Origin of the sequence: Nocardia sp. NPDC056564 (assembly GCF_042793755.1) — a bacterium.
GTDB lineage: Bacteria > Actinomycetota > Actinomycetes > Mycobacteriales > Mycobacteriaceae > Nocardia.
The window spans coordinates 731,563-752,061 of sequence record NZ_JBHTUR010000001.1 but is presented as its reverse complement, the minus strand read 5'-3'; the positions used below and the strand labels follow the sequence as shown (position 1 = coordinate 752,061).

Annotated in this window: 16 protein-coding genes; 10 read left to right on the top strand and 6 right to left on the bottom strand. The window is 61.5% G+C overall.

Features of this window, described 5'->3' with window-relative positions; translation table 11 throughout:
* Positions 1–27: 27 nt before the first annotated feature.
* Both ACFQ9K_RS03310 and ACFQ9K_RS03305 read right to left on the bottom strand, forming a co-directional pair.
* Positions 28–924: a tetratricopeptide repeat protein gene (locus ACFQ9K_RS03310; RefSeq protein WP_378717552.1), complete on the bottom strand. Its 897-nt coding sequence runs from the start codon at positions 922–924 to the stop codon at positions 28–30.
* Positions 925–1,765: 841 nt separating this feature from the next.
* On the bottom strand, positions 1,766–2,734 hold the full coding sequence (locus ACFQ9K_RS03305; RefSeq protein WP_378717550.1) for an XRE family transcriptional regulator: 969 nt from the start codon (positions 2,732–2,734) through the stop codon (positions 1,766–1,768).
* On the opposite strand from ACFQ9K_RS03305, the gene ACFQ9K_RS03300 reads away from it, so the two are divergent.
* From ACFQ9K_RS03300 to ACFQ9K_RS03290, 3 genes are all read left to right on the top strand, one after another.
* A complete protein-coding gene (locus ACFQ9K_RS03300) occupies positions 2,708–3,193 on the top strand; it encodes a hypothetical protein (RefSeq protein ID WP_378717548.1) in 486 nt (161 codons plus the stop codon). The two genes, ACFQ9K_RS03305 and ACFQ9K_RS03300, sit on opposite strands and share 27 nt — an antisense overlap.
* Positions 3,194–3,650: 457 nt before the next feature.
* Entirely contained in the window at positions 3,651–3,842 is a 192-nt protein-coding gene (locus tag ACFQ9K_RS03295) for a hypothetical protein (protein ID WP_378982743.1), read from the top strand.
* Between the two features lie 95 nt (positions 3,843–3,937).
* Complete coding sequence (locus ACFQ9K_RS03290; RefSeq protein ID WP_378717545.1) at positions 3,938–4,408, top strand: DUF6283 family protein; 471 nt, start codon at positions 3,938–3,940, stop codon at positions 4,406–4,408.
* A 222-nt stretch (positions 4,409–4,630) separates the two neighbouring features.
* Here ACFQ9K_RS03290 and ACFQ9K_RS03285 read toward each other — a convergent pair whose 3' ends face one another.
* Complete coding sequence (locus ACFQ9K_RS03285) at positions 4,631–5,770, bottom strand: hypothetical protein (protein ID WP_378717544.1); 1,140 nt, start codon at positions 5,768–5,770, stop codon at positions 4,631–4,633.
* Between the two features lie 791 nt (positions 5,771–6,561).
* Between ACFQ9K_RS03285 and ACFQ9K_RS03280 the strand changes: the two genes are divergently transcribed.
* The gene (locus ACFQ9K_RS03280) at positions 6,562–6,906 is read left to right on the top strand and encodes a hypothetical protein (RefSeq protein WP_378717543.1); all 345 of its coding nucleotides are present in this window, start codon (positions 6,562–6,564) and stop codon (positions 6,904–6,906) included.
* A 176-nt stretch (positions 6,907–7,082) separates the two neighbouring features.
* Positions 7,083–7,427 carry a hypothetical protein gene (locus ACFQ9K_RS03275; RefSeq protein WP_378982740.1) on the top strand — a complete coding sequence of 115 codons (345 nt, stop codon included), beginning with the start codon at positions 7,083–7,085 and terminating at the stop codon, positions 7,425–7,427.
* Positions 7,428–9,632: 2,205 nt separating this feature from the next.
* Here ACFQ9K_RS03275 and ACFQ9K_RS03270 read toward each other — a convergent pair.
* Positions 9,633–10,091 carry a hypothetical protein gene (locus ACFQ9K_RS03270; protein ID WP_378717541.1) on the bottom strand — a complete coding sequence of 153 codons (459 nt, stop codon included), beginning with the start codon at positions 10,089–10,091 and terminating at the stop codon, positions 9,633–9,635.
* A gap of 415 nt (positions 10,092–10,506) precedes the next feature.
* On the bottom strand, positions 10,507–11,103 hold the full coding sequence (locus tag ACFQ9K_RS03265) for an alpha/beta hydrolase (RefSeq protein WP_378717540.1): 597 nt from the start codon (positions 11,101–11,103) through the stop codon (positions 10,507–10,509).
* A 724-nt stretch (positions 11,104–11,827) separates the two neighbouring features.
* Between ACFQ9K_RS03265 and ACFQ9K_RS03260 the strand changes: the two genes are divergently transcribed.
* Together ACFQ9K_RS03260 and ACFQ9K_RS03255 are read left to right on the top strand one after the other, a co-directional pair.
* The gene (locus tag ACFQ9K_RS03260) at positions 11,828–13,291 is read left to right on the top strand and encodes a hypothetical protein (protein WP_378717539.1); all 1,464 of its coding nucleotides are present in this window, start codon (positions 11,828–11,830) and stop codon (positions 13,289–13,291) included.
* Between the two features lie 241 nt (positions 13,292–13,532).
* Positions 13,533–14,366, top strand: a complete 834-nt coding sequence (locus tag ACFQ9K_RS03255; RefSeq protein ID WP_378717538.1) for a maleylpyruvate isomerase N-terminal domain-containing protein — start codon at positions 13,533–13,535, stop codon at positions 14,364–14,366.
* Positions 14,367–15,312: 946 nt separating this feature from the next.
* Here the strand turns inward: ACFQ9K_RS03255 and ACFQ9K_RS03250 are convergent.
* On the bottom strand, positions 15,313–15,672 hold the full coding sequence (locus ACFQ9K_RS03250; protein ID WP_378717537.1) for a hypothetical protein: 360 nt from the start codon (positions 15,670–15,672) through the stop codon (positions 15,313–15,315).
* A gap of 427 nt (positions 15,673–16,099) precedes the next feature.
* On the opposite strand from ACFQ9K_RS03250, the gene ACFQ9K_RS03245 reads away from it, so the two are divergent.
* The 3 genes from ACFQ9K_RS03245 to ACFQ9K_RS03235 all read left to right on the top strand — a co-directional run bounded on the left by ACFQ9K_RS03245 (position 16,100) and on the right by ACFQ9K_RS03235 (position 20,411).
* A complete protein-coding gene (locus ACFQ9K_RS03245; RefSeq protein WP_378717535.1) occupies positions 16,100–17,725 on the top strand; it encodes a DUF4192 domain-containing protein in 1,626 nt (541 codons plus the stop codon).
* A 974-nt stretch (positions 17,726–18,699) separates the two neighbouring features.
* A complete protein-coding gene (locus tag ACFQ9K_RS03240) occupies positions 18,700–19,668 on the top strand; it encodes a hypothetical protein (RefSeq protein WP_378717534.1) in 969 nt (322 codons plus the stop codon).
* On the top strand, positions 19,656–20,411 hold the full coding sequence (locus tag ACFQ9K_RS03235; RefSeq protein ID WP_378717532.1) for a class II glutamine amidotransferase: 756 nt from the start codon (positions 19,656–19,658) through the stop codon (positions 20,409–20,411). The genes ACFQ9K_RS03240 and ACFQ9K_RS03235 overlap by 13 nt, the downstream gene beginning before the upstream one ends.
* Positions 20,412–20,499: the final 88 nt, after the last annotated feature.

Here is a 20,499-nt window from a genome sequence, read left to right as displayed (position 1 = left end):
TACTGCCCTTGTGATCTGAAGGCAGTATTAAAGCATTGGTTGACCGGCCCGGCGCAGCGCCTCTTCAAGGTTGGTTCGCGCTACGCGGGTTTCTAGGTGATTGACACCCAAGGTGCGCTCCCTACGCTCCATTACATCATGCAATCTGGCGATGGCTTCAGGGAACCTTCCCTGATGCGCTACCGCCATCGCCAAATTGTGATTCATCCGCAGGGTTTCCGGGTGATCGATACCAAAACTCTTTGGGCATCGCTCGATCGCATCTCGGTACTCGCTCTCGGACTCATCGTATCGCCGGTGAGCGGCCAAAAAGTATGCGAGATTTCCCTGAACATACAAGGAATGTGGGTTATCCGCTCCCATGATGCGGAGGTGGATGGACCTGATATCTCGATACTCAGCTTCGACTACCGCCGTGGCCCCACGGTCGTCAAGCACGCGTGCAAGCGACTTGCGGGTAGTAAGTGTTTCGAGGTCCTCCGGTCCATACTGACGTTCTTGAATCTTTAGGGCCGTGACGAGCTCCTTCTCGGCTTCGCCCAGCAGCCCCAGTAGACGGAGGGTCACGGCAAGGTTGCGCCTCAGAGTCAGGGTGAAGGACTCGTCATTGACATGCTGACTGTTTGCCGCTTCCAGCGCGGTGCGGTACATGGTGGCGGCCTGACCGAGTTCGCCAAACTCCTTCAGCGCGACTCCAAGATTGTTGCGGACAACCAGCACTTCGAGATGTGCAGGGCCATAACGTCGGTCGCATTCCAGAAGGAGACTGTGCAGCCAGTCGATCGACTCAGGCAATCGACCGCGGCCAATGAGACCCATAACTCGATCGAATTTGTCATTGCGGTGACCTTGTTCGAAAATGGCGTTGGGGATGCACCGACTGGTGTCGTCTGGTTCGGTCGACAGTCCTGGTTCGATCAGCATCGAGCTCAACAGATCCCGTGTGGCGGCAGCCTTGCCGTGCACATCGAGGTGTGGCGACCTGCAGTCGTAGGCAGAGTTGATATTTGGATCTTGGCTCGCCTGCCAGCTTTGTTGCCATGCCGGGTAGGTCGAAGTGTGCCGGCGCGATCATGATGGCGTCTTGCACGGCCACTCGTTGGCAGGCGGTTACGAATTGAATTACCGTCGCCAGCGCGGGGAGCCACTCTCCGATCGCTGCGTTCCGCAACGTGTTGGCACTGACCGGACTGGGGAAGTCTCGCACAGCCTTGCACATACGCATATGGCTAGGACCACCAACCAAATCCCGCAATGCAGCGAGATCACGAGCGAACTGCCTGACTTGTTGCCTATCTCTGCCTGTCATGGACATCCTCATGGTTAGCTCTCACAACCCGCTGGCGTGAAGTATTGCGACAGCGGCCGCAGCTAGCGCGACGACGCACACCACCAGTCGGAAGCCATCCCCCAGTCCCCAAGCGCAGTTCGCACAGTCATGCCGATCTCCTGCCACATTCTCTTCCTCCGATCGCGACTGACGGTCGAGAATCAGTAGATCGTGTCGACCTGCGGGAGTCATCGGCTCTGCACATACATGTGGAGATCTGCTCGACACTGATGGGAGTTGATCGGTTTTGCGCGGCCCTCGACATGTTCGTTCAAGACGTCGTCGCTATGGAGGTGCGGCAACCTAGCCACGGGCCTCAGCGGGCCTCCGGCCGGAAACGATACTCGCCAGTGCAGCCACCAAAGCCACTCAGTCTCTAGCCTTCCCATTCGGCGCTGCTTCCGTTGGGTAGATCTAGACGCGAATTCCCACTCGCTAGCTCAGGTCGAGGACATCGGTGCGCATGCCCGTCGGCGGCCTCTTTAACAGGTCGCGAACCGTGTCGCGGGCGAACCCGTTGTAGCGGATCGTCTCGGGCGCAGTCTGTTCCGACTTCACCAGCATCGTGAGGGCCGCGGTGTCCTCGTCGCGTTGCATGTAGGCGCGAGCGACCTCAATGAGGTGACGGCCGCGGCGCGGCACGGACACGATGTGGTCGGCGTCGATGGAGCGGGCCGCACACAAAGCTTCCCCGGGTTGGCGCAGTTCCACGCCGAGAGTTGTTGCGTGTGCGGCCATCACCGGCTGGGAGAAGCTGGTCTGCACGTGCCGATAGGTCGGGCCGAGCTGCTGGGCGATGCGTTCGGCCTGTTCGAGGCCGCGCCAGGCGTCGCCCGAGCGGCCACGTCGGCCATGGACGTAGGCGATCTCGAATTCCAGGGCTCCGGCGATGCCGTGCCAAGCGTCGGGGGTTTTGGCTCGGTCGATGTAAGGGGTGACTTGGTCGATCGCGTTGCGGGCCAGTGCTATTGCTTCCTCCCATCGCCCGGAATCCCGCAAGGCTTGCACCATCGCCCAGGCGCTGCACGCGATAACGTACGGGTCGTCGGCCTCGTAGCCTTCGCTAACCGCCCGGTCGGCGACCATCCACACCAGCTCGGGTGCGGGCTGATACGCCACATAGAAATCGGCCAGCTGATAGACACCGGCCAGCGTCCGGCGCGCAGCGCGACGATCCTCGGCGATACGTGCGGCGGTCTGGGCGTCGCGGATCAGCCCCGGCAGCAGCGCACCCAGCCGCGAGCGATGGTCGGGGCTGGAATGGCGGATCCGCCAGGCTTTGCGCAGCCGCTCAGCGACATGGTCAACACTAACCGGCCGGTTGTTGGGAGTAATGCGGTAGTCGGTCAGTGCGGCTTGCACCTCGGAGAGAGCGGCGTGGCGCTCACCCGCGAATATCGTCACCGGGACCGCGTGATCGTCTCCGCGCTAGTGCTGGTTTTCCTCGCTGCTCACGCGCTGCCGAACGCCGAACGCACGCAGCGGCTGACCGTCGCCGACATTCAAGCGCACCTGGCTGCCGACCACCACGCGCATACATACCGATCAGCAGGGGGTGGTAAGCAATGGCGTTCACCGAGCCCGAGGCGAAAGTCCTTGGCGCACGCTGACCGTGCGGCAACTCTGCCGCGCGACCCTACTGCCGGAGACCTCGGCCCATCGGGCGCTGCTGCGATTGCCGACATCATCACCAATGGCACCCGTACCCAGGCCAAGGCGCTGATCGAGCCCCTCGTCGCTCAGGTCGCCATCACCGGCCCGACCGCTTGGTCCCCACCTTCCGCATCCCCCAACCCGGAAACGACATTGGGGCTGGTACCGCTTCTGCGGTACCAGCCCCAATGGAGTCGGTTCGTGCAATGACACGATTGGTGGAGCTAAGGGGACTCGAACCCCTGACCCCCACTCGGGGGTTCAAGGGCGCGCGGGACATCTCAACAGTTCTCAAAACGTCCTGTCAACTGGGAGAATGGCAATCTGGCACGTCCTGACGTGACCCAATATTTCCCAGCATCTCCCATCCGAACCATGGGGGAAACCCTGGGGTACGTCGAATCTATGTGCCACGCGCAGCAACGTGCGTGTGGGTGATTAGGAATCCGAGCTGGTGGCCGGGCCGGCTCAGATCCGGCGGGCGCCATCTCTCCAGACCGGCGGGGGCGCCCTTGTCCAGGCCTGGCCCTCGGGAGGTTGGGTCGTGATCAGCGACTCGGGCGACCAGCCAGCTCTAAGGCGCTGCGGCCCGAATTCGGCCCGCACGCAGCCTCACGATCGAGTAGCTTCCCAGAATCCGCCCACTCCGGCCCCGAGGATGACAATGATGGACCGTATAAAGGATGTGCAGTCGCGAAAGTTCTCCTCGTATCGGGATATCCCCGAGGACGTCAACCTGGTCAGCGATAACGGCGGTGACACGTGGGGGCGCAACGGCCGGATCGCGGACGTGGATGGCTGGCCGGAAAACAACTACTTCGCACCGTTCACCGAGGCCTCCACCCCGCCGACCAGGTAGACGACCATCGCACGAAGGAGCAGAACACATGATCAGCGGCCGTCAGTCGGATTCGAGGTCGATCGTATTGTGAGGTGGGGTGCATAGTAGCTGTCGTGTCCAGGTTCTCCGAGCTTCCCGACGCCGTCGATGCTGCGGCAAATGACGAGTTGCTGGCGCCCGCGCCACGTCCGTGCGAGTCATGCCCTTATCGGCGCGATGCGCCCAGCGCGGTGTGGGACGCGCAGGAGTATGAGAAGTTGCGTGCCTACGACCGCGACATGGCCGACCAGCCACCCGGTTTGTTCCAGTGTCATCAGACCGACGCCGACAGCGATCTGCGCCGGCTATGTGCAGGATGGGTCGGCTGCCACGGTGACAACCTGCTGGGCTTGCGGTTTGCTCTGGTGCAGCGCCGCATCAGTGGCGCCACGTTCCAAGCAGCGATCGACTATCGGTCACCGGTTCCGCTGTTCGGCTCCGGCGCTGAAGCGGCCGATCACGGGCAGTCCGATATTCACCGGCCGAGCCCGGAGGCGGTTCGCGCGATCGCCAAGATCGGTCGGCACCGATCCGACCTCAGCTGAAGTGGCCCAGCAACAGCCTTCCGCATCGGGTGTTCAGGTCAGCGGAGTCACTCCCCTCCCCGGCGAATGCTTCGGCCAGCCGGTGTAAATCCTCCTTGCTCCATGATCCGTTGCTGTCGTGCGGCCGAGCGCACACCGCGTGATCCATGTCGAACTGATGGCCTCTAGTGGCATGACCATCACGGTTCTAGCTCAGAGTCCAACCACCTTCGGGAGCGAAGGTTACCTACCATAGGAGTGACTGTGATGGCGCATCTGGGTAGGTGAGCGGTAGATCTCTTCGACGTGGGCGCGAAGGTCTATCCGATTTCCAATCAGGTCGGTGGCGTGATGACCGGGATCGTGATAGAAGAGATTGCGCCATTGTCCGAGCTCATCGACGGCAAGCAGCCGTTCCATTGGGTAAATGCCCAGTATGGGCGGGTGTTCGAAACCTTTGCCGGCGTGGTTCAGAGTGGCGAGGAGCTGATGTGTTTCGTTCAGAATTCGCCACTCACCGTAGTTCTCGATTTGCAGTACCAGATCTGGTGTGGAGCTGCGTGTTCCGCAGCTAGATTGCAACTGGTTGACCACGTAGCTTGCTCTGGCCAAAGCGGAGGCAGTTTGCGGAGAGTGTGTCGTAAGCAGTCGACGCCACATCGGATCACCTGACTCGATTAAGATCGCGGACAGCGAATCCACACCGGGAGCGACCTGCTCGGCCACTGCATCACGCATGGGGCCTGCAAGTGCAGCCAGCGGATCGGAGTGCGTAAGCGTGAATTCGACACCGACATCAGATAATACGTGAGTCAGCAATTCTGCATAGAGCTCAACCACTTTGCGAGATCTCCGATCCACTAGGTCGAACCACTCAAGCACCAGGGTCGAGTCGATCATCCCGTCGGTGAATGCGTCGAGCAGAGAGCAGTAGTACTGCACGTGTGGAACATCAATGATGATATCGGCGATGATATCGTTTCCAGCCGCTGCGACGATGTCTGCGACAACCCTGCATAGCCGTTCCGCCGACTCGAGTTCATATACAGATAGATCGTCATCGGCACCGACGAGAACTATCGGATGATGCTGACGGATCTCACGGGTTCCGAGCATCTCTACCCGTTGCCCGGTGTCGTTGATGAACCAGTGGGTTTGATTGCTGAAGAGGCAACTGCCCGTAAGCACGGTTATTCGTCGAGGCTTGACGGTATCGGTCGGTGCGCGAAATCCGCGAACGTGCAGGAAGTGACGCTCTCGATCGAACTGTGCGCATGCGAAGGGAATCGGCTGTTTTGCTCCGGTGTCGATCAGCAGACAGCTCGGAGAAACGATCCGTTCGCCTCCACCGAGCATCCTGTCTACGCTGACAACACGCTGCATGGCGCGCTCGGCTGCCCTTCTAGCGGAGGATGCGAGCGCAGAGGGGCCGGGAGCCCAGATCTCAGTGGCAGCAAGACTCACGACTGGACCGCTTTCCTCCGTAGAGATCGCGCATGAGGCCAGAAGCGGTAGTTGGCCGGGCTCACGCGGTGGATGGACTACGGTAAAAGCGGCCGACGACGAGACGTCGGCAATGGGCGCATCGAACAACACGAATTCCTTCCGGCGCGGGACACGTCTATACCGAATCTCCAGCATTAGATGGCTACCCTGCATCCGGTGGCGCCTAGGCCTATCGCCGACCAGCTACCTAAGGCGTTGCGATAGAGAGACAGTGGACAGGATCCGCCCCGATTACGCCACTATTATCCGCGGCCCTACGCTCCCATCGCGACAATTCGTCCAATGCAAGCCCAGGTCTCCCATGTCCGCCGACAAGACGTTTTGCTCAAACAGCAAACCCGGATGCATGGGACATCTTGATCGAACTCGGAGATTTCGTGTATCCCTTCGATCGCGATAGAGCACTAGGCCGTACGCACGACGAAGTATGACACTCTCGACCCATGTAGATCCCCTGACGGAGGGTAGAGCTATTGCACGCGAGCTTACATCTTCCCGTCATTGGGAGCGAACGACCCAGACACGGCGATTAGGGCATACAGTCGATCTTGTAGTGGCTGCCTCAGACAGTACTCGTGCCATGACATTCGGTCAGATCGAGCTCGAATCGGGTATACGAGCCATCCGAGTCTGGCAGACCGCGCACAGCCCAGCAAAGGAGTTGCCGATTGAGTGGTGGCATCATCCGAACAATGCGAGATGTCGTTTACCGCGCGGTAAGCGCTGTTCGTCGCGTCGAGATTCTACACGACGAGACGCACACCTTTGCAGCAGAGACGAAGAATGCTGTCGGTCGCGCGACGGGTATCGACCATTCGGTGAAAATCGACATCGAACAGGCGTCCGGCGCAACTCATCATAGGTCTGACGAATACCAGCATCTAGGTATTGCCACCGAACCTGGAGCCATCTACCCACCCTATGGAATAGACCTAATCGAAGACTTGGGTGCAAAAGTTGACTACCTCGTGCGTAGTTATTATCATATACTGCGCGGCAGATCGTCGAATTAAGAGAAAACGGTTGGGAGATTCGGTACGGCCCGGAAAGCGGGAAGGACAGTTGGACTCGACATAAAGATGGTGTCATCGAAATCGATGCTAGGCACCGCCGCGATCCACTGATGACCATTAGAGTGCTCGCACACGAAGTCAATCACGCACACCCCTCCGGATACCATCCAAGAGAAGTGCCATTTGACGGTCTGACTAAGAATGAATGGGTTGTAGAAAAGATTTTCGAAAGCTTCCGGTCCGAAGGTGACGCAGATATTGCGGCACGAAACTGCCGCCGCAGAATACTCGCCAAAGGCGGGCCTGATATCGGCATTTCGACTGATGACGCCTCCGTGAATGCCATCTACGAAGACTACATTTCGAAAAAGATCACTCGCGAAGAAGCCCGCTGGGAAATCGGCTATATCTATGGAACCGCGAAGGTAACGAACGGAGTCGATGATAGGACGTTCACTCTCGGCGATATTTACGGCAGAGAATATGCCGCCGAGTGGGATGACTTCTTCGGCAAAGGTTGAGAATCCCGCCCCGGCCCGGAGAGGCTCTCATACTTGCCGGAATTCCCCGGCGGATGAGCAGCATGGAAAGCTGCCGAGCACGTTCATCGCAAAGGCTCCGGTCATCGGCAACTTCTATGGCAGTGCTGGCATGCGGTCTTGCCCGACACCACGACAACGCCTCCCGGCTGGCGGTCGTGCAGCAATACGACCGATCGGATAATCGAATACCTCTGTTCGCGAAATTCTCGACATCGCGAAACCACGACTCAATTACTGTAGTCCCGACAGGGGAGGCGGACGAGTCGGCGAAAATCAGCTCAAGCTCTGTCGATCAATACCCGCTGCCGGATCCGCTCCCGGTAGGCGGCATCCCCGACCATCTACCCCAACCGCCGTATCCCGGAGGGTTCGGATAGCGTGGCCGGTTCCAGTGCGGATGAACATATTGGTCATTGGTCACATCGACTTCGCTTGGTAGTCCTGTGTTTTCGGCGAATGTCGCAGTGACTGGTTCAGCGTGGGCCGCGGCGGTGCAGGCAATTGGCAGCAATGCGATCGCACATACTGCCGCAAATCGGGCGGCAGCGATTACCGACCAAGCAAGACTGGCGCGGACGGGGCTCTTCATCGGGACTTCCTCATTTCGTGAACAGGTGGCCGGTCGGCCACGATCTGCGGCCTCGCCGCAGTGGAATCGTCGCGGTGCACCGCAACTGCTGGATACCACGGCCCACCTTGGGCACTACAAGCCCCAAGGTGGGACGACCACGACACGGCGGCCGATATTGCGACGCCTCGCGTCCTTACAGGACACATCGACCATTGCTGGGGTGCAGAATTCGCGCTGTCGTAAGCGTCTGCGACTCCACCGTGAACGTCCGATCGACCGATATCTGGCAACTGGTGAGGTTGATCGGATCCGTGGAGATCGTGGCAACCCTCCGGGGATCCAACGGCTGCTGCCACGATCTCGATGGCAAGCGTATTGCAGTGTCGCGCAATATGCTTCGATGCTCGTCCCAGTCCTGGGAAGTTCTGAGACCTATCCGACCAGGCGAAGCAGCACCGATCCGCAAGCGCCTCCAATGCCTGGCACCGCCCATATACGGGAATGCATCGATCGCCTCGTAGCGTGTGGGTCTCGCAGCGAGTGGTGCTGAAACCCCTGGTCCCGCAAGTGATCCCCAGATCGGTGACATGGGCATAGGCCGAAAGACCATGGTCAGGCAGCACACAAGCGGTACTGTGCAGACGTTGTCGATCTACCCACATGGCGGGAAACCGCTGTGCGTCACTGAAATAAATACTCCCACTGAGGCAAGAAGCCACAGTGCCAACGCATTTTGCGGAACAACGCGCGCAATCCGTCGACAGATTCCGCGCTAGAAATATTCTATATCATCACGAGTCATCGCTTCAAATCCCGGAATTCATTACCGCCACACACGATCCGAGCACACCCGCTGCTCGAGATAGGGGCGTCACATGGAGATCGACCTCTCGTGTCCGCGCTGTAACCACGATAACTGCGTCCAGAGTGTTCCCGCAGCGCACGCCGAAGGGGTGTCGACCAGCAGCGTAACCAACTTCACGACCGGCATGGGTGCCACGTCGGCCGGTTTCGTGCCGATCGTGGGGACTACAACTGTCGAACGCACACAGGCGACGGCGCTGGCACAGAGTCTGGCTCTCGGCCCCTGCTTACGGCCAGCGGGCCGGCTCATTGCGGTCGGATCGGTGCTTCTGTTGCCGGATATTGTCGCGGTACCTGTGTTGGTACTTGCGATGCAGCAAACCCGATCAGGTCGGATGGCTGGCAAGGCTATTCGGCGCAGCCTTCTTTCTCGGCGGGGCAGCGATACCGTCGGCCATCGCGTTCTGTCTAGCGATCGGCAGGATTCGCTTCAATAGCGGAGTCTCCCGCGGACGCCCGGCAGCCCATGCTGTATGGCGCTCAGCGTTCTATTGCCACCGGTGCGGTGCCGCGTTCTGGCCGGTTTCACCGGCACCGAACATCCCCGCCCGGCGAGCCTACTTGCCAGAGCATTTCCGCTGGTTCGTCTGGAATGCCGGGGGCTACGTCAATGCATGAACGGCTTGTCCACCACCACACGAGCCCTAGGCAAGCCGTACCGTTCGTTAGAATTCTGGTCTAGTGAGCTGCAGACCTTCTGGCGTCGACTAGGTGTCCCTTCCTGATCGCGCAGCTGCCTCGACAGTCCTTCAACTCAGGTCCCGCTCGTCGGATTCAACCTTGTCGCGGCTGTCGGATGGGCCACTCTCGTTGGGCGTAGCACGCCCGGCCGACATCAGTTGCCGTGCTTGCCGTGGTGTGATCTCGAGCAGCTCGGCGACGTCGTCCTCGCTTTGACCTTCCTCGCGAAGGGCAACGGCGGCCGTGGCTTGCTCAGCGCGATATCCGGCAATTTCCTCGTCTGCGCGGGTTTTCAGCTGCTGCATCTGCTGGCGGTACGTCTCGAGGTCGCGGTCGCGTTTGCTCTCGCACTCATCAATAGCGACCCAGGCGGCGACGTATCGCTTCACCGCTGCGGTTATCGCTTTTTCGCGTTGTCGAGCGCGAGCCCGACGCTGTTCCAGCCGGTCGCGGTTTCGCTTCAGGCGTTCGAACACTTCGCCGTCGCGGGGCGGACGCGACGACGGCCTCGATCCTGGATTCGGCATGGCGGGACTCCTCGTCGACCCGTCCACCTGATTCTCTGTTCTCCAGCGTACCGCCCCATCGGCCGCCGCCCTCCCCAATCAGTGGACCGAACGAGATGGAGCTTCACCGTGCTGGTCGGCCGGTGAGAGAACCCATCCAGTCTCGCACGGCTGATTGGTATTCCGGCGCACCTAGGGAGAGGTTGATCATGTCTCCGCCCTCTTCGAGGACGTAGGTGCGCAGTTGGGCGGCAGGGCTGTAGAACGGGGATTCCGCGGCATAGAGAGTGTCTGCGTCGCGGCATATCGCACCACAGCCCAGCCGATCTTGGCTGCGCGCCGCCTGCAGAACAGGCGCGCTGATGTGCGAGCTGGCTCCAGGCAAGGTAGCGATGAGCCCATCAGGCCATTCAGTCAGAGAGAATCGGTCCTTGGTCTACTCGGAGGTCTCGATAACGGCGGGGTCGTCATGCGGGCCGAAATAGTTGCGGGCTGCCTCCGGTGTGCCGAATGCCATTGTCAGCGAACCGGGTTCGGATCCCTGGAACGCGGGATCGTCGGGCGCGTGGGGAAATGTTTTCGCCGAGTCAAGCGCGACGAGCGGATCGATTGCGTGGGAGTAGCCGGTGAGTAGTACGCCGTCGACATCGTGGTAGGTGGCTGCTTCGAGCACGCTGACTCCGGATCCGAGAGCGTTGCCGCCAAGGACGACCCCTTCGAACGGGTCGATGCCAGCCAGCCCGTGGCGAAGTGCTTGCACCGCGGTGTGGACTCCTGCGGCGTCGGTGGAAGCGGTGACCGTCCAGAACGGTGGTGTCGAGGATTGCCCGTTGCCGGGGCGGTCCAATGCAAGCGTCGCATAGCCGGCGGCGTTCATGGCGCGGGCGAACGAGTAGACCTCGGGTTGGTACGGGAAGTCCCAGTAGACGCTGTTGGCCGCAGAGCCCGAGGTGAGCACCATGACCGTCGTGGATTCGCCCGCGGGCAAGCACAGAGATCCGGCGAGGGTGCCGCCGGCCACCGGGAATGACACGGTCCTACAGTCCCGCAGAGGTCCGGCGTTGGCTGTTCCATCGAACGCGGCGAGGCTCGCTGTCGAGGCCAGCAGCAGTGCTGCCGGCAGCAGACTCCACCGACGGCGGCGGGCACTGACCGCGGCGGCAATTCTCCTGCATCGTTGAGGTCGACGCCGATTCGTCTGTCCTCGTTGGCGTTTCGCGTCTGAGCGGTGATCAGCACCGGACTGGCACTGCGTACATGGTGAAGGTTTCGACGTGAGGGTCGGCATGGCGAGGCTCCTGATCGAGCCCGTCTACCTGATTCGCCCGCTCGCCAGCCTACCGCGCTGACGTGAGGTCGCAACGCCCCGTGAGGCGACCCAGCCATGGTCTGCCCCTGGCCTGTTCAGTCGTCATGGCGGCGCCGACGATTCCCTCCACCTCTGCACGATCTCCTCCGCAATTCAGCTGTCGGCCGCTTCCGAGCCCTGCAGTTCGAACGCCCATGATCGCGGGTCTTGTCCAAAAACACCCAAAAGGAAACGCTCCCACGGGTACCGAAAAGCCATCGACGTGCGGAGTTATGCCGCGGCGCTATAGACACCGATCTCGCCCACTAGCTGCCATTCGCCAGTAGCGCTGGTGTCATAGCATGCGCAACTTCGAGCGAGGAAAATCTGACCGAAAGAGATTCCGTAACGGTTCCGGGTACCGGTTCGAAACATGATCGGACGCGACGTACGACACATGGAGGAGTTCTTGAACGAGTTCGATTCGGCCGCAATGGCTTTCGTAGCCGTGTGCTTCGAGAGGCTGCGAGCAGAAGGGGCGATTCCAACATCGACTTCCCATAGGCACCTCCAGGCCGGCCTCGACTTCGAGCTCTTGCCGATCAAGACACTCCCAGAATATGCGCGGCTCGAAGAAGCAATCATTGACGCGACGCCCAACATCAGCCGCGCCGACGGAGCGGGCTCCGCGGCCTTGATATTGCTGACCAGCTTGCTGGAGTGGTGTGTGCGGACATGCTCTTCTGCGGGTTCCTACGACCCAAATGGTCCGGAAGTGTCCGCTGCCGTCGTCCAGTTGGCCCAGGTAGTGTCCGAACAACCCTATGAGATTGTTCTGGCGCGCCACGTCTCCCATCTCGTCTCAACTTCGGCTGCCGAGATCGAGATCGACGGCATCACCCTTGTCCCCGAAGGCCGAGCCTCGGATATTTCGCTCCGGATCTTGAAGGAGATTCCTGACGCCGACCACGCTTGGAAGCGCTACATGAAGAAGCCGTATAGGCCCCCGCACGCGTTGCTGATCGTACGAAAGCAGGTCTGCGGTCTCGAGTACTTCGGTGACAGTGATCTGGCGCAGAGGTTGGACCAGTTCCAACTCGGCGTCTGCCTACTGACCGGCGCCAATGTGCAGGGCTCGTATCAGGTGTTCGGACCGAACAGAAAAATTGCCGCTCAATCTGCTTCTCTCAAGATGCTGGCCAGGGACACCGATATCACCACCACGCGCCGGACAGCGCGACTCGACGGCACCGAGGGGCCAGCGATCGCCGCACTCGTCAGTTTGGTCGAGGAGGCCCGATCGAAGACCGGGGGCGAGGGTATTTGGCTCAGCTCTTTCAGAGAAGCGCTTGATAGGTTCGCTGAATTCGATGACACCACGCCGTACACGGAACAGCTCGTCAGCCTCGCTACCTCATTGGAAGGTGTGATGCTCGGGACAAACGAGGGAGAAGGCCTGACGCTTCGACTGTACACCCGTGTCACCGCCCTGCTGGCGAACGACGACGACCCCGCTGGTGAGCTTTTCGAGGACCTGAAGCAGCTTTATAACCTCAGATCGAACATCGTTCACGGCGGCGAGGTCCTGGAATCCACCCTTAACAAGAATCTCAAAACAATCAAATGTGTACCCGCCATCGAGCAAGAAGAGAACACCCTCATCCGGCTCGGCTACGCAGTGGACCGTCTGCGGGATATCGTGCGGCGCAGCATCCTTGCCCGTACCTGTTTGGCCAGTGGTAAAGAACCGCCGTGGCCGTTCAAAGAGAAGGGCAAGCCCAGCAAGGTCAAGGTCGACGCTGAACTATCCGATGACGCCACGCGAGCGATCTGGCGGACGTACTGGCGCGAGATGCTCGACTCGCTAGGCGTAGGCGAAGCAGCCGCACGGTCGCGCCCTCCGGTCTTCTCCCTTACCTCACAAGACCGCTGAAACCGGACAACCCACTCTCGGCGGGGACTTGCCCGTCTAGCTCGATGACGTCAGAGTTGGCACCCGGTACGGTTTATAGGCGCGTATACGCTGCAGGATATTCCAACCGGTAACGACGGTTTGCCATTTCCCACTGACGGGAACGAGACGTCGGTCGAGTTACGGTCGGCGATGATCGCCTGTGCCGAGTCTCGCTGTCGTGATGCAAGTATCGAGACTCTCGTGTCATGTAAGGACCCCGATGCACCCAACGCCGGATACCCCACAGCTGCATGATTCAGTCCTCGACCTCGCTGGCGCCGCATTGCGACGGACCCAGCAGATCATTGACGCGTTGAGTGCGGCCGACGACAAGTTGCTCGACGCACCCTCGGACCTTCCGGACTGGAGTCGACTCAACATCATCTGTCATCTCCGGTACGGTGCTGTCGCGTTGGCTCGGCTTACGTCCGCAGCGTTGGCCGGGGTTGAGACCGCCTATTATCCTGGCCGCCGTGATCGCCAGCGCGAGGCCACCCTACGGCTCGAGCCGGGCGAAGACGCTATGCAGGCCGTCCTCTCACTCGCGCACGAAAGCGCTCGGCTCCATGAGCTGTGGTCGACCGTCCCTAATGCCGCCTGGCAGCTGGGACTTCCCGAACCCGCCGATAATCAGCACTTCGGCACTCTTCGACTCGGTCACCTGCCAATTTTGCGCTTGACCGAGATCGAGGTGCATAGCGTCGATCTAGGACTAGGGCTTGACGACTGGGGAGAGCTCTTTGTGCGCGCCGCACTGCCGTTTCGACTTCAGTGGATCAATACCCGCCGCTCCAATCACAAGCAATTTGACGACCGCGTGACGGGATCGTGGCTGCTACGTGCCACAGATGGGCCCGCGTACCTCGTCACAGCAAACGGATCGGAGGCGCACGCATTCCCGAGCGAGCGATCTGTTCCCGCCACGGCGACCATTGAGGCATCCAGCCGTGACTTGCTGGCCTTTCTGATCGGGCGCCCTTGCCATCACGGACCGCTGTTCTCAGGCGATGTGGCCTTTGCAAAAGCATTCACCCGCGCTTTTCCCGTCCCGTGATCAGCATGAGGCCTCTCGTTGTCACCACGCCTGCCGTTGTTCTGGGCTAGCTAGTGTGGCGGTGCGGGTGTCCGCGTGACTCAGTGCTGATGCGGGTCGGTCTGTTGATCGGGTGATGCCAATGCGAGTAGGCCTTCGCGCCCCTGATAGCGAGATTGCGCAGGATCGCCGTCACCTGGGCATCCACGGTGCGATGGGAACTCCGGCGGCGGTCGGCCAGCTCACTGTTGGTCCGGCCGCTGCGGCGAGCACCGCCACATCCTGTTCCGAGGCGGACAGCTCAGCCACCGAGAGGGTCGTGTCGCCGGACAAGGTGGTCGACCGGTTGTCTTTCGATCGTCAACGTACCGACCGCCGAACTGGCGACCTCGCCGATCTCGGGTCGCAGTAGTTCTCCTTCGTGCCGCGCGGTCGCGAACGCCTCTCGCCCGGGAACATTATTGCGACACCGCCGCAACCGGTCGCCGAGCCTGACGTGGTGTGAGTGTCGGGGCAGCGCCGCCAACCTGGGCGTCTGGGTAGCGAGCCGGTCGCGATCCCGGTCGAGCCCTTCCCGGTCACCGCGCCGGGGGTGTGGCCCGAGGAGGTCTGCAACCAGGTCCGCGTCTTCGTCGAGGCCCGCGCCTACTTCGCGTCCGTGAAGTCCGCCAAGTGCCGCCAGACACCGCCGCGCGGGCGGCAGCCACTCGTTTTCCGGGATCCGGGATCGAACACATCATCGTCAACGGCGTAACACCGGCGTCGGGATGGAACATGCGGTTTTGATCGCGAAGCTGGGCGGCGTTTGACCGCGAATCTCGACACCACCCGGTGGGGGATGTTCGTAGTCACGAAATTTGACGTCAGTAGCAAAGTTGTGGCGGAGTGTGAGGACCTGCAATGCTGGCCGCCGCTCAGAGTGACTGAGGCAGAATCGTGGCCAGAGGCAGTCCCTGGCCGCGCGGTATCAGAGCCCGGCAGCTGGCAAGGTGGCTTCCTCGGACTGTGGGTCCCAGACAACCAGCCGGTGCTCGGCGGCTAGCTCGAGAATCACTTCGATCGCCGGCGTGCTGCTGGGTGAATAGCTCAAAGACATACTCAAGTGATCGATACCTACGTCGAGCGGCATCGACGTCCACGGGCTGCCCGCGGGATACGGTGGGAAGTCCGGAAACCGGCTCTGCAGCGATTCGTAGAACCGCAGAATCCGTTGATCCGGGTGGCCTTCCAGGTGGTCCCCGAGGGAGCCGCAACGTTTGGCCAACGTCCGTGCGGCCTCCTGGTCAGCCGAATCACCCATTGCAAGTACTAGAAGATCGAAACTCATCAGCTCATCGTTGATGAGCCCAGCGGACTAGCGCCTTACCAGTCGCGGGAACATCTGCTGACATGACATTCGATTACCCTGCCGGGGCTTACCTGATCGTGAATTTCGGCACCGCTTCAGATAGGGAATCCGATGGCGTCGTCGACGCGGGCGGAGTTGTTCGCTGCGATACGGCGTGATGCCCGGGATGGGTTGTCGGGCAGGCAGATCCAGCGCAAGCACGACGTCAGCTACCTTCAGCCGACGGTCATCACGGAGGATTCGTATGGCCCCTGCCTGAACTCAGTCCTTCGTGCCCACCGAGATCGCCCGTCGCGACACGGACCAGCCGTGAGTACCGGCTCGTTCAACTGATCGTACTCGCTCGACTGGGAATTCGCTCGTCAACAACCATTTCCATCGATTATGTCGAAAGGACATCTCCGTCATGGACCAGTTCAAGCTTATGGCTCGCGTACGCCGGCTCTTCCAGCATGAACTCTTGGGATCTGACTGGTCCGCGCCGCGTGCTGAGCACGACGGCACCGTCACCCTCGCTGGACCTGGCCGCCACCTCCTGGTTTTCGAGGTCGAGACCGATCTTCGCCCTGGATACGCCGAGCGCATCAGAATCCGCGGCAGTTTCGGCAGCATGGCCGTGCCTGAGGGCGTGCGAGATGACCCGAGCATCTACGTCGCGACCGGACAATCTGACCGCCAGTGGGCCAAGCACATACGCGTGAGGTTGCTCGGGGGCGGTTCCCGTGGCAAGAACTACACCGCCGCTCTTACCGCGATCACCGCGCTCCACGAAAGGTCGTCCGCGCGGTCCACAGCCACGAAGCCGGAGCCACCTAAAACGAAGACACGGTACCCAGATCCTGCGTCCCAACCCGCGGAATGCATTGTGCGCGTGCAAAAACCCGAGGAACTGATCATCGGGATTCCGGCCATGATCGGATTCGTCCCGCACCGTTCCCTCGTCGTGCTCATCTTGCGCTACGTGCCGGGGCACAAGGACCGCACTCTCGTCGACGCCGTGCTGCGACTGGATCTCGATCAGGACGACGAACGCATCCCCTTGAGAGCGGAAACCGTAGTCTCCTGCATGACACAGATATCGGCGACACCCGACGCCGTCGCCGGGGTGCTGGCCGTCGTCGTCGACGACCGAGCCACCAAACCGGCACCGAAACCCGGCGACGACAGCGACCAGTACCGAACGCAACGATCCACCTCGTTGGTCGACGAGTTGGACCGGCTGCTCACTGATCAGGACATACCGCTGGCGGGCGCTTGGATGGTTCGGGCCATCGAACCCCAGCAGAGCTGGTGGAGCATTCTCGGCACCGAACAGCGTGGGACGCTGCCGGATCCGGCTACCTCGGCGCTGACACTGGCACACGTACTCGACGGCAGGCCCATTCTCGGTTCTCGAGCCGATTGGGTAGCTATGGTGACCGAGGACGTCGAGCTTCAACAGCAAGTGGCCGCCCTTATCGACAGCGCGGTGGCCATCGGCCGCGACCGGCATGTCAACGCCGCGCGATGCGCCGATTTCCACACCTACAGTCGGCAGACCCTGGAATACGTGCTGTCGCAGCTCGGCAACGTCGAAGCAGGCCACCACCTGACGGTCCTGGAACTGGCCGAACTCGCTGTCGCACTGCGTGATCGAACTGTCCGTGATGCCATGCTCGCCGTTGCAGCCGGTGCCCACGCCACGGCCGCGGAAACTCTGTTCAGCAGTCTGGCTCGGGCATGCTCCGGTCGCGAACGCGCCGACGCGGCCGCGTTGCTCGCTTACAGCGCCTATACCCGCGGTAGCGGCCCGCTCACCGGCATCGCGCTCGAGGCGGCGCTGCAAGCCGATGCCGAGCACCCCTTGGCTCAGTTGCTCCAGCATTCCCGGGCCCTCGGTGTGCGCCCGGAAACGATCCGCCGTTTGGCCCGTAGCGGCTACGAGGGCGCCGCAAGACTCGGTATCGACCTGCACGACTCAACTCCGTGCGGTCCAGACAGGACTGCTGACCGTAACGGCAGGATTCACCCAAGGATGTCAGCGAAGCGGTAATTCGTTGCAGCCCAGGAAATTACCTGACTCGAATGGAGCTTCATACAGTACTGGTGTGACACCGAATTCCTCGAGAACGGCAGCACGATAGAGCTGAATCGTCACTGAAGACGGACGTGAGTACTACGCGGTCAACGCCGACGCGTTATGGGTCGGATCGCGGAACACCCAAGGCTGACCTACAACGTCATGCCCCGTCTCGGGATCACCGCACGCCACGCGGTCTCATCCGAACCCAGGCGGAGCGCTTCCTGCGCTCAGAGGGCGCGGGAGTGATATTCCGGATTTGCGGAGTGGAAGCCCGCCTACGACCACTGCATTTCGAAGGCGGTTACGTCGGTCGGATCGAAACCAGCCCTCTCGCTGAGCAACTCAGCATTGCCACCACACTCACCGAGGAAGAGGTCGGCGCTCTCAAAACCGGCTCCAACAGCTCCGTTGCCTTCCCTGAGCAGCGCATCGCGCCCTGAGTATCGTCACCCACCGCCCATCTCTACGCACGAACGAATGACGCGTCGAAACCTTCACGGCAGCAACAACTCCCGAACCTGACGCACACCACCACGGGGCGCAAGACCGCTCTGAACATCCTGCACCCACCCTGTTCGCTTGTAGCCATGCCGCACCCACGGACCCGTCCGCCGCCTGCGAGCCGATCGCTCTCGTCCGTGTCCCCACTCATCAACGCCAGGCCCGCGTATTCGCGCCGGCCTGGAGTTGTTTCATTTCTGGAAGGTGATCCCGCCATGCCTGCTCCCATTCTGTCGCCGCCGTTGTGTGTCTTGTGTGCCTCCGCTGATTTGGACAACGGGCATGTGGTCGAGGCGCAGCCGGTCTGCGCGCGGTGCTTGCCTCGAGTGGCGCGTTGCGATAGCTGTTTGGCGTCTGCCCTGTCTCTTCGCACTACCGCAGAAGGGCATCTGCTGTGCGGGTGCTGCACGAGCGGTTGGAGTGGCTGCTCGTCGTGTCGACTCTTGACCAGTCCGCACTTGCGCACCGACACCGATGAGTCGCTGTGCGGGCGGTGCGCCGGGGTGTTCTTCGATCTGTGCGGGCGGTGCAGCCGGTTCAGCGCCAACAGCCGCTACGTCTCCGGCGGAATGCGCGTGTGCGCCCGCTGCGCGCAGAACTATGCCAGCTGCATCGACTGCGACACTCTCGTGCGCGACGGCGGTCACTGCGATACCTGCGATCGGCCAGTTCATGTGTGGAACTACAGCTACAAACCTGATCCTCGGTTCCATGGCGAGGGTCCGCTGTATCTGGGTATGGAACTCGAAGTCGTTGTCCCCGACTATTGCTACCACCGGTGCGTGCGTCTGGCCTGTGACCAGCTCGGCACGCTGGGCTATCTGAAGCAGGATTCCTCGATCCAGCCCAACGGGTTCGAGATCGTCACCCATCCCATGTCGTATCGGCACGCCCGCGAGGAGTTCCCGTGGCGGTTGCTGGGCGACCTCGACGAGCTCGGGTGTGAGACCGATACCAGCGTCGGGTTGCATGTGCACGTCAGTCGCGACGGCTTCGACTCGCCGGCCCATGTTTATCGGTGGATGAAGTTGCTCTATCGCAACGAGTCCGCGGTCTCGATCCTCGCGCGCCGCCGCTCGCATTTCGCGCCGTTCGACCGGGTCGCAAGGGCCCGGGTCAAAGACACCGCCAAGGGCCACCTCTACGCGCTCGGGCTGGATCGGTATCAGGCGATCAACCCCTACCCCCGCAAAACTCTCGAATTGCGGGTGTTCGCCAGCTCGCTGGACGTCCAGCAGGTCCAGGCGGCGTTGGCGTTCACCGCTGCCTCCGTCGACTACACCCGCGGCCTGGATGTGGCCGCTGTGCGGGCGGGCGCGTGGGAATGGCCGCTCTTCGCCGAGTGGGTGCGCATTCAGCCCGACTATCAGCCGCTGTGGGCGGAGATGGAGGAACTTGCATGTGCCTGCTGACCTATGTCCCCGCCGGCATCGCCCCCGACCCACAGGCCCTGTTGATCGGCGCCGCCACCAACCCGCACGGCCACGGCTTCGCCGTCCTCGCCGAGGGCCACATCATCGTCGGGCACAGCATGAATGCCGAGATAGCCATCGATCAGTTCACCGCAGTCCGGGCCCGGCATCCGGAGCGAGCGGCGCTGTTTCATTCCCGCTTCGCCACCCACGGGGTCCGCAGTCTACAGAACTGCCACCCCTTCACCCTCGGCGGCGATCGGCGAACAGTGTTGGCGCACAACGGTGTCCTGCCCAAACGGGTCCATCCGGGCCCCTACGACCCGCGCTCGGATACCCGCATCGCCGCCGAGGATTATCTGCCGGGGGCGCCGTTCGGGTCGATCGACACCCGCCGCGGCGCACGCGGGCTCGCTTCGTGGTTGGGCACCAGCAAACTCGTCATCCTCACGGTTGATCCGGCCTACCGGCACAGCGCTTATCTCTTCGGTGAACACGCCGGTCGATGGGACAACGGCGTCTGGTACTCCAACACCAGCTACCGCCCGCTTGCCGCGCGGTGGCCGCAACGCCTGCGCCCGCTCATGTGCTGGTACTGCGAAGACCTCAACGCGGATCGCACGAGCCGTTACTGCGACAAATGCGGGTGGTGCTTCGACTGCGAAGGTGTCTTCCCCGACTGTGAATGCCCCGATCGTTCCTCCATCGCGCGTGCTCTGCTCCGTGATGGCCAGCCGGTGTAGCCACATCGCGGCCTCACCTCGGTGACCCATCACCTCTCCCGCTCTCGAGCCAGCACTACCTGAACCCGCTCATTCGTCCACAGAACCC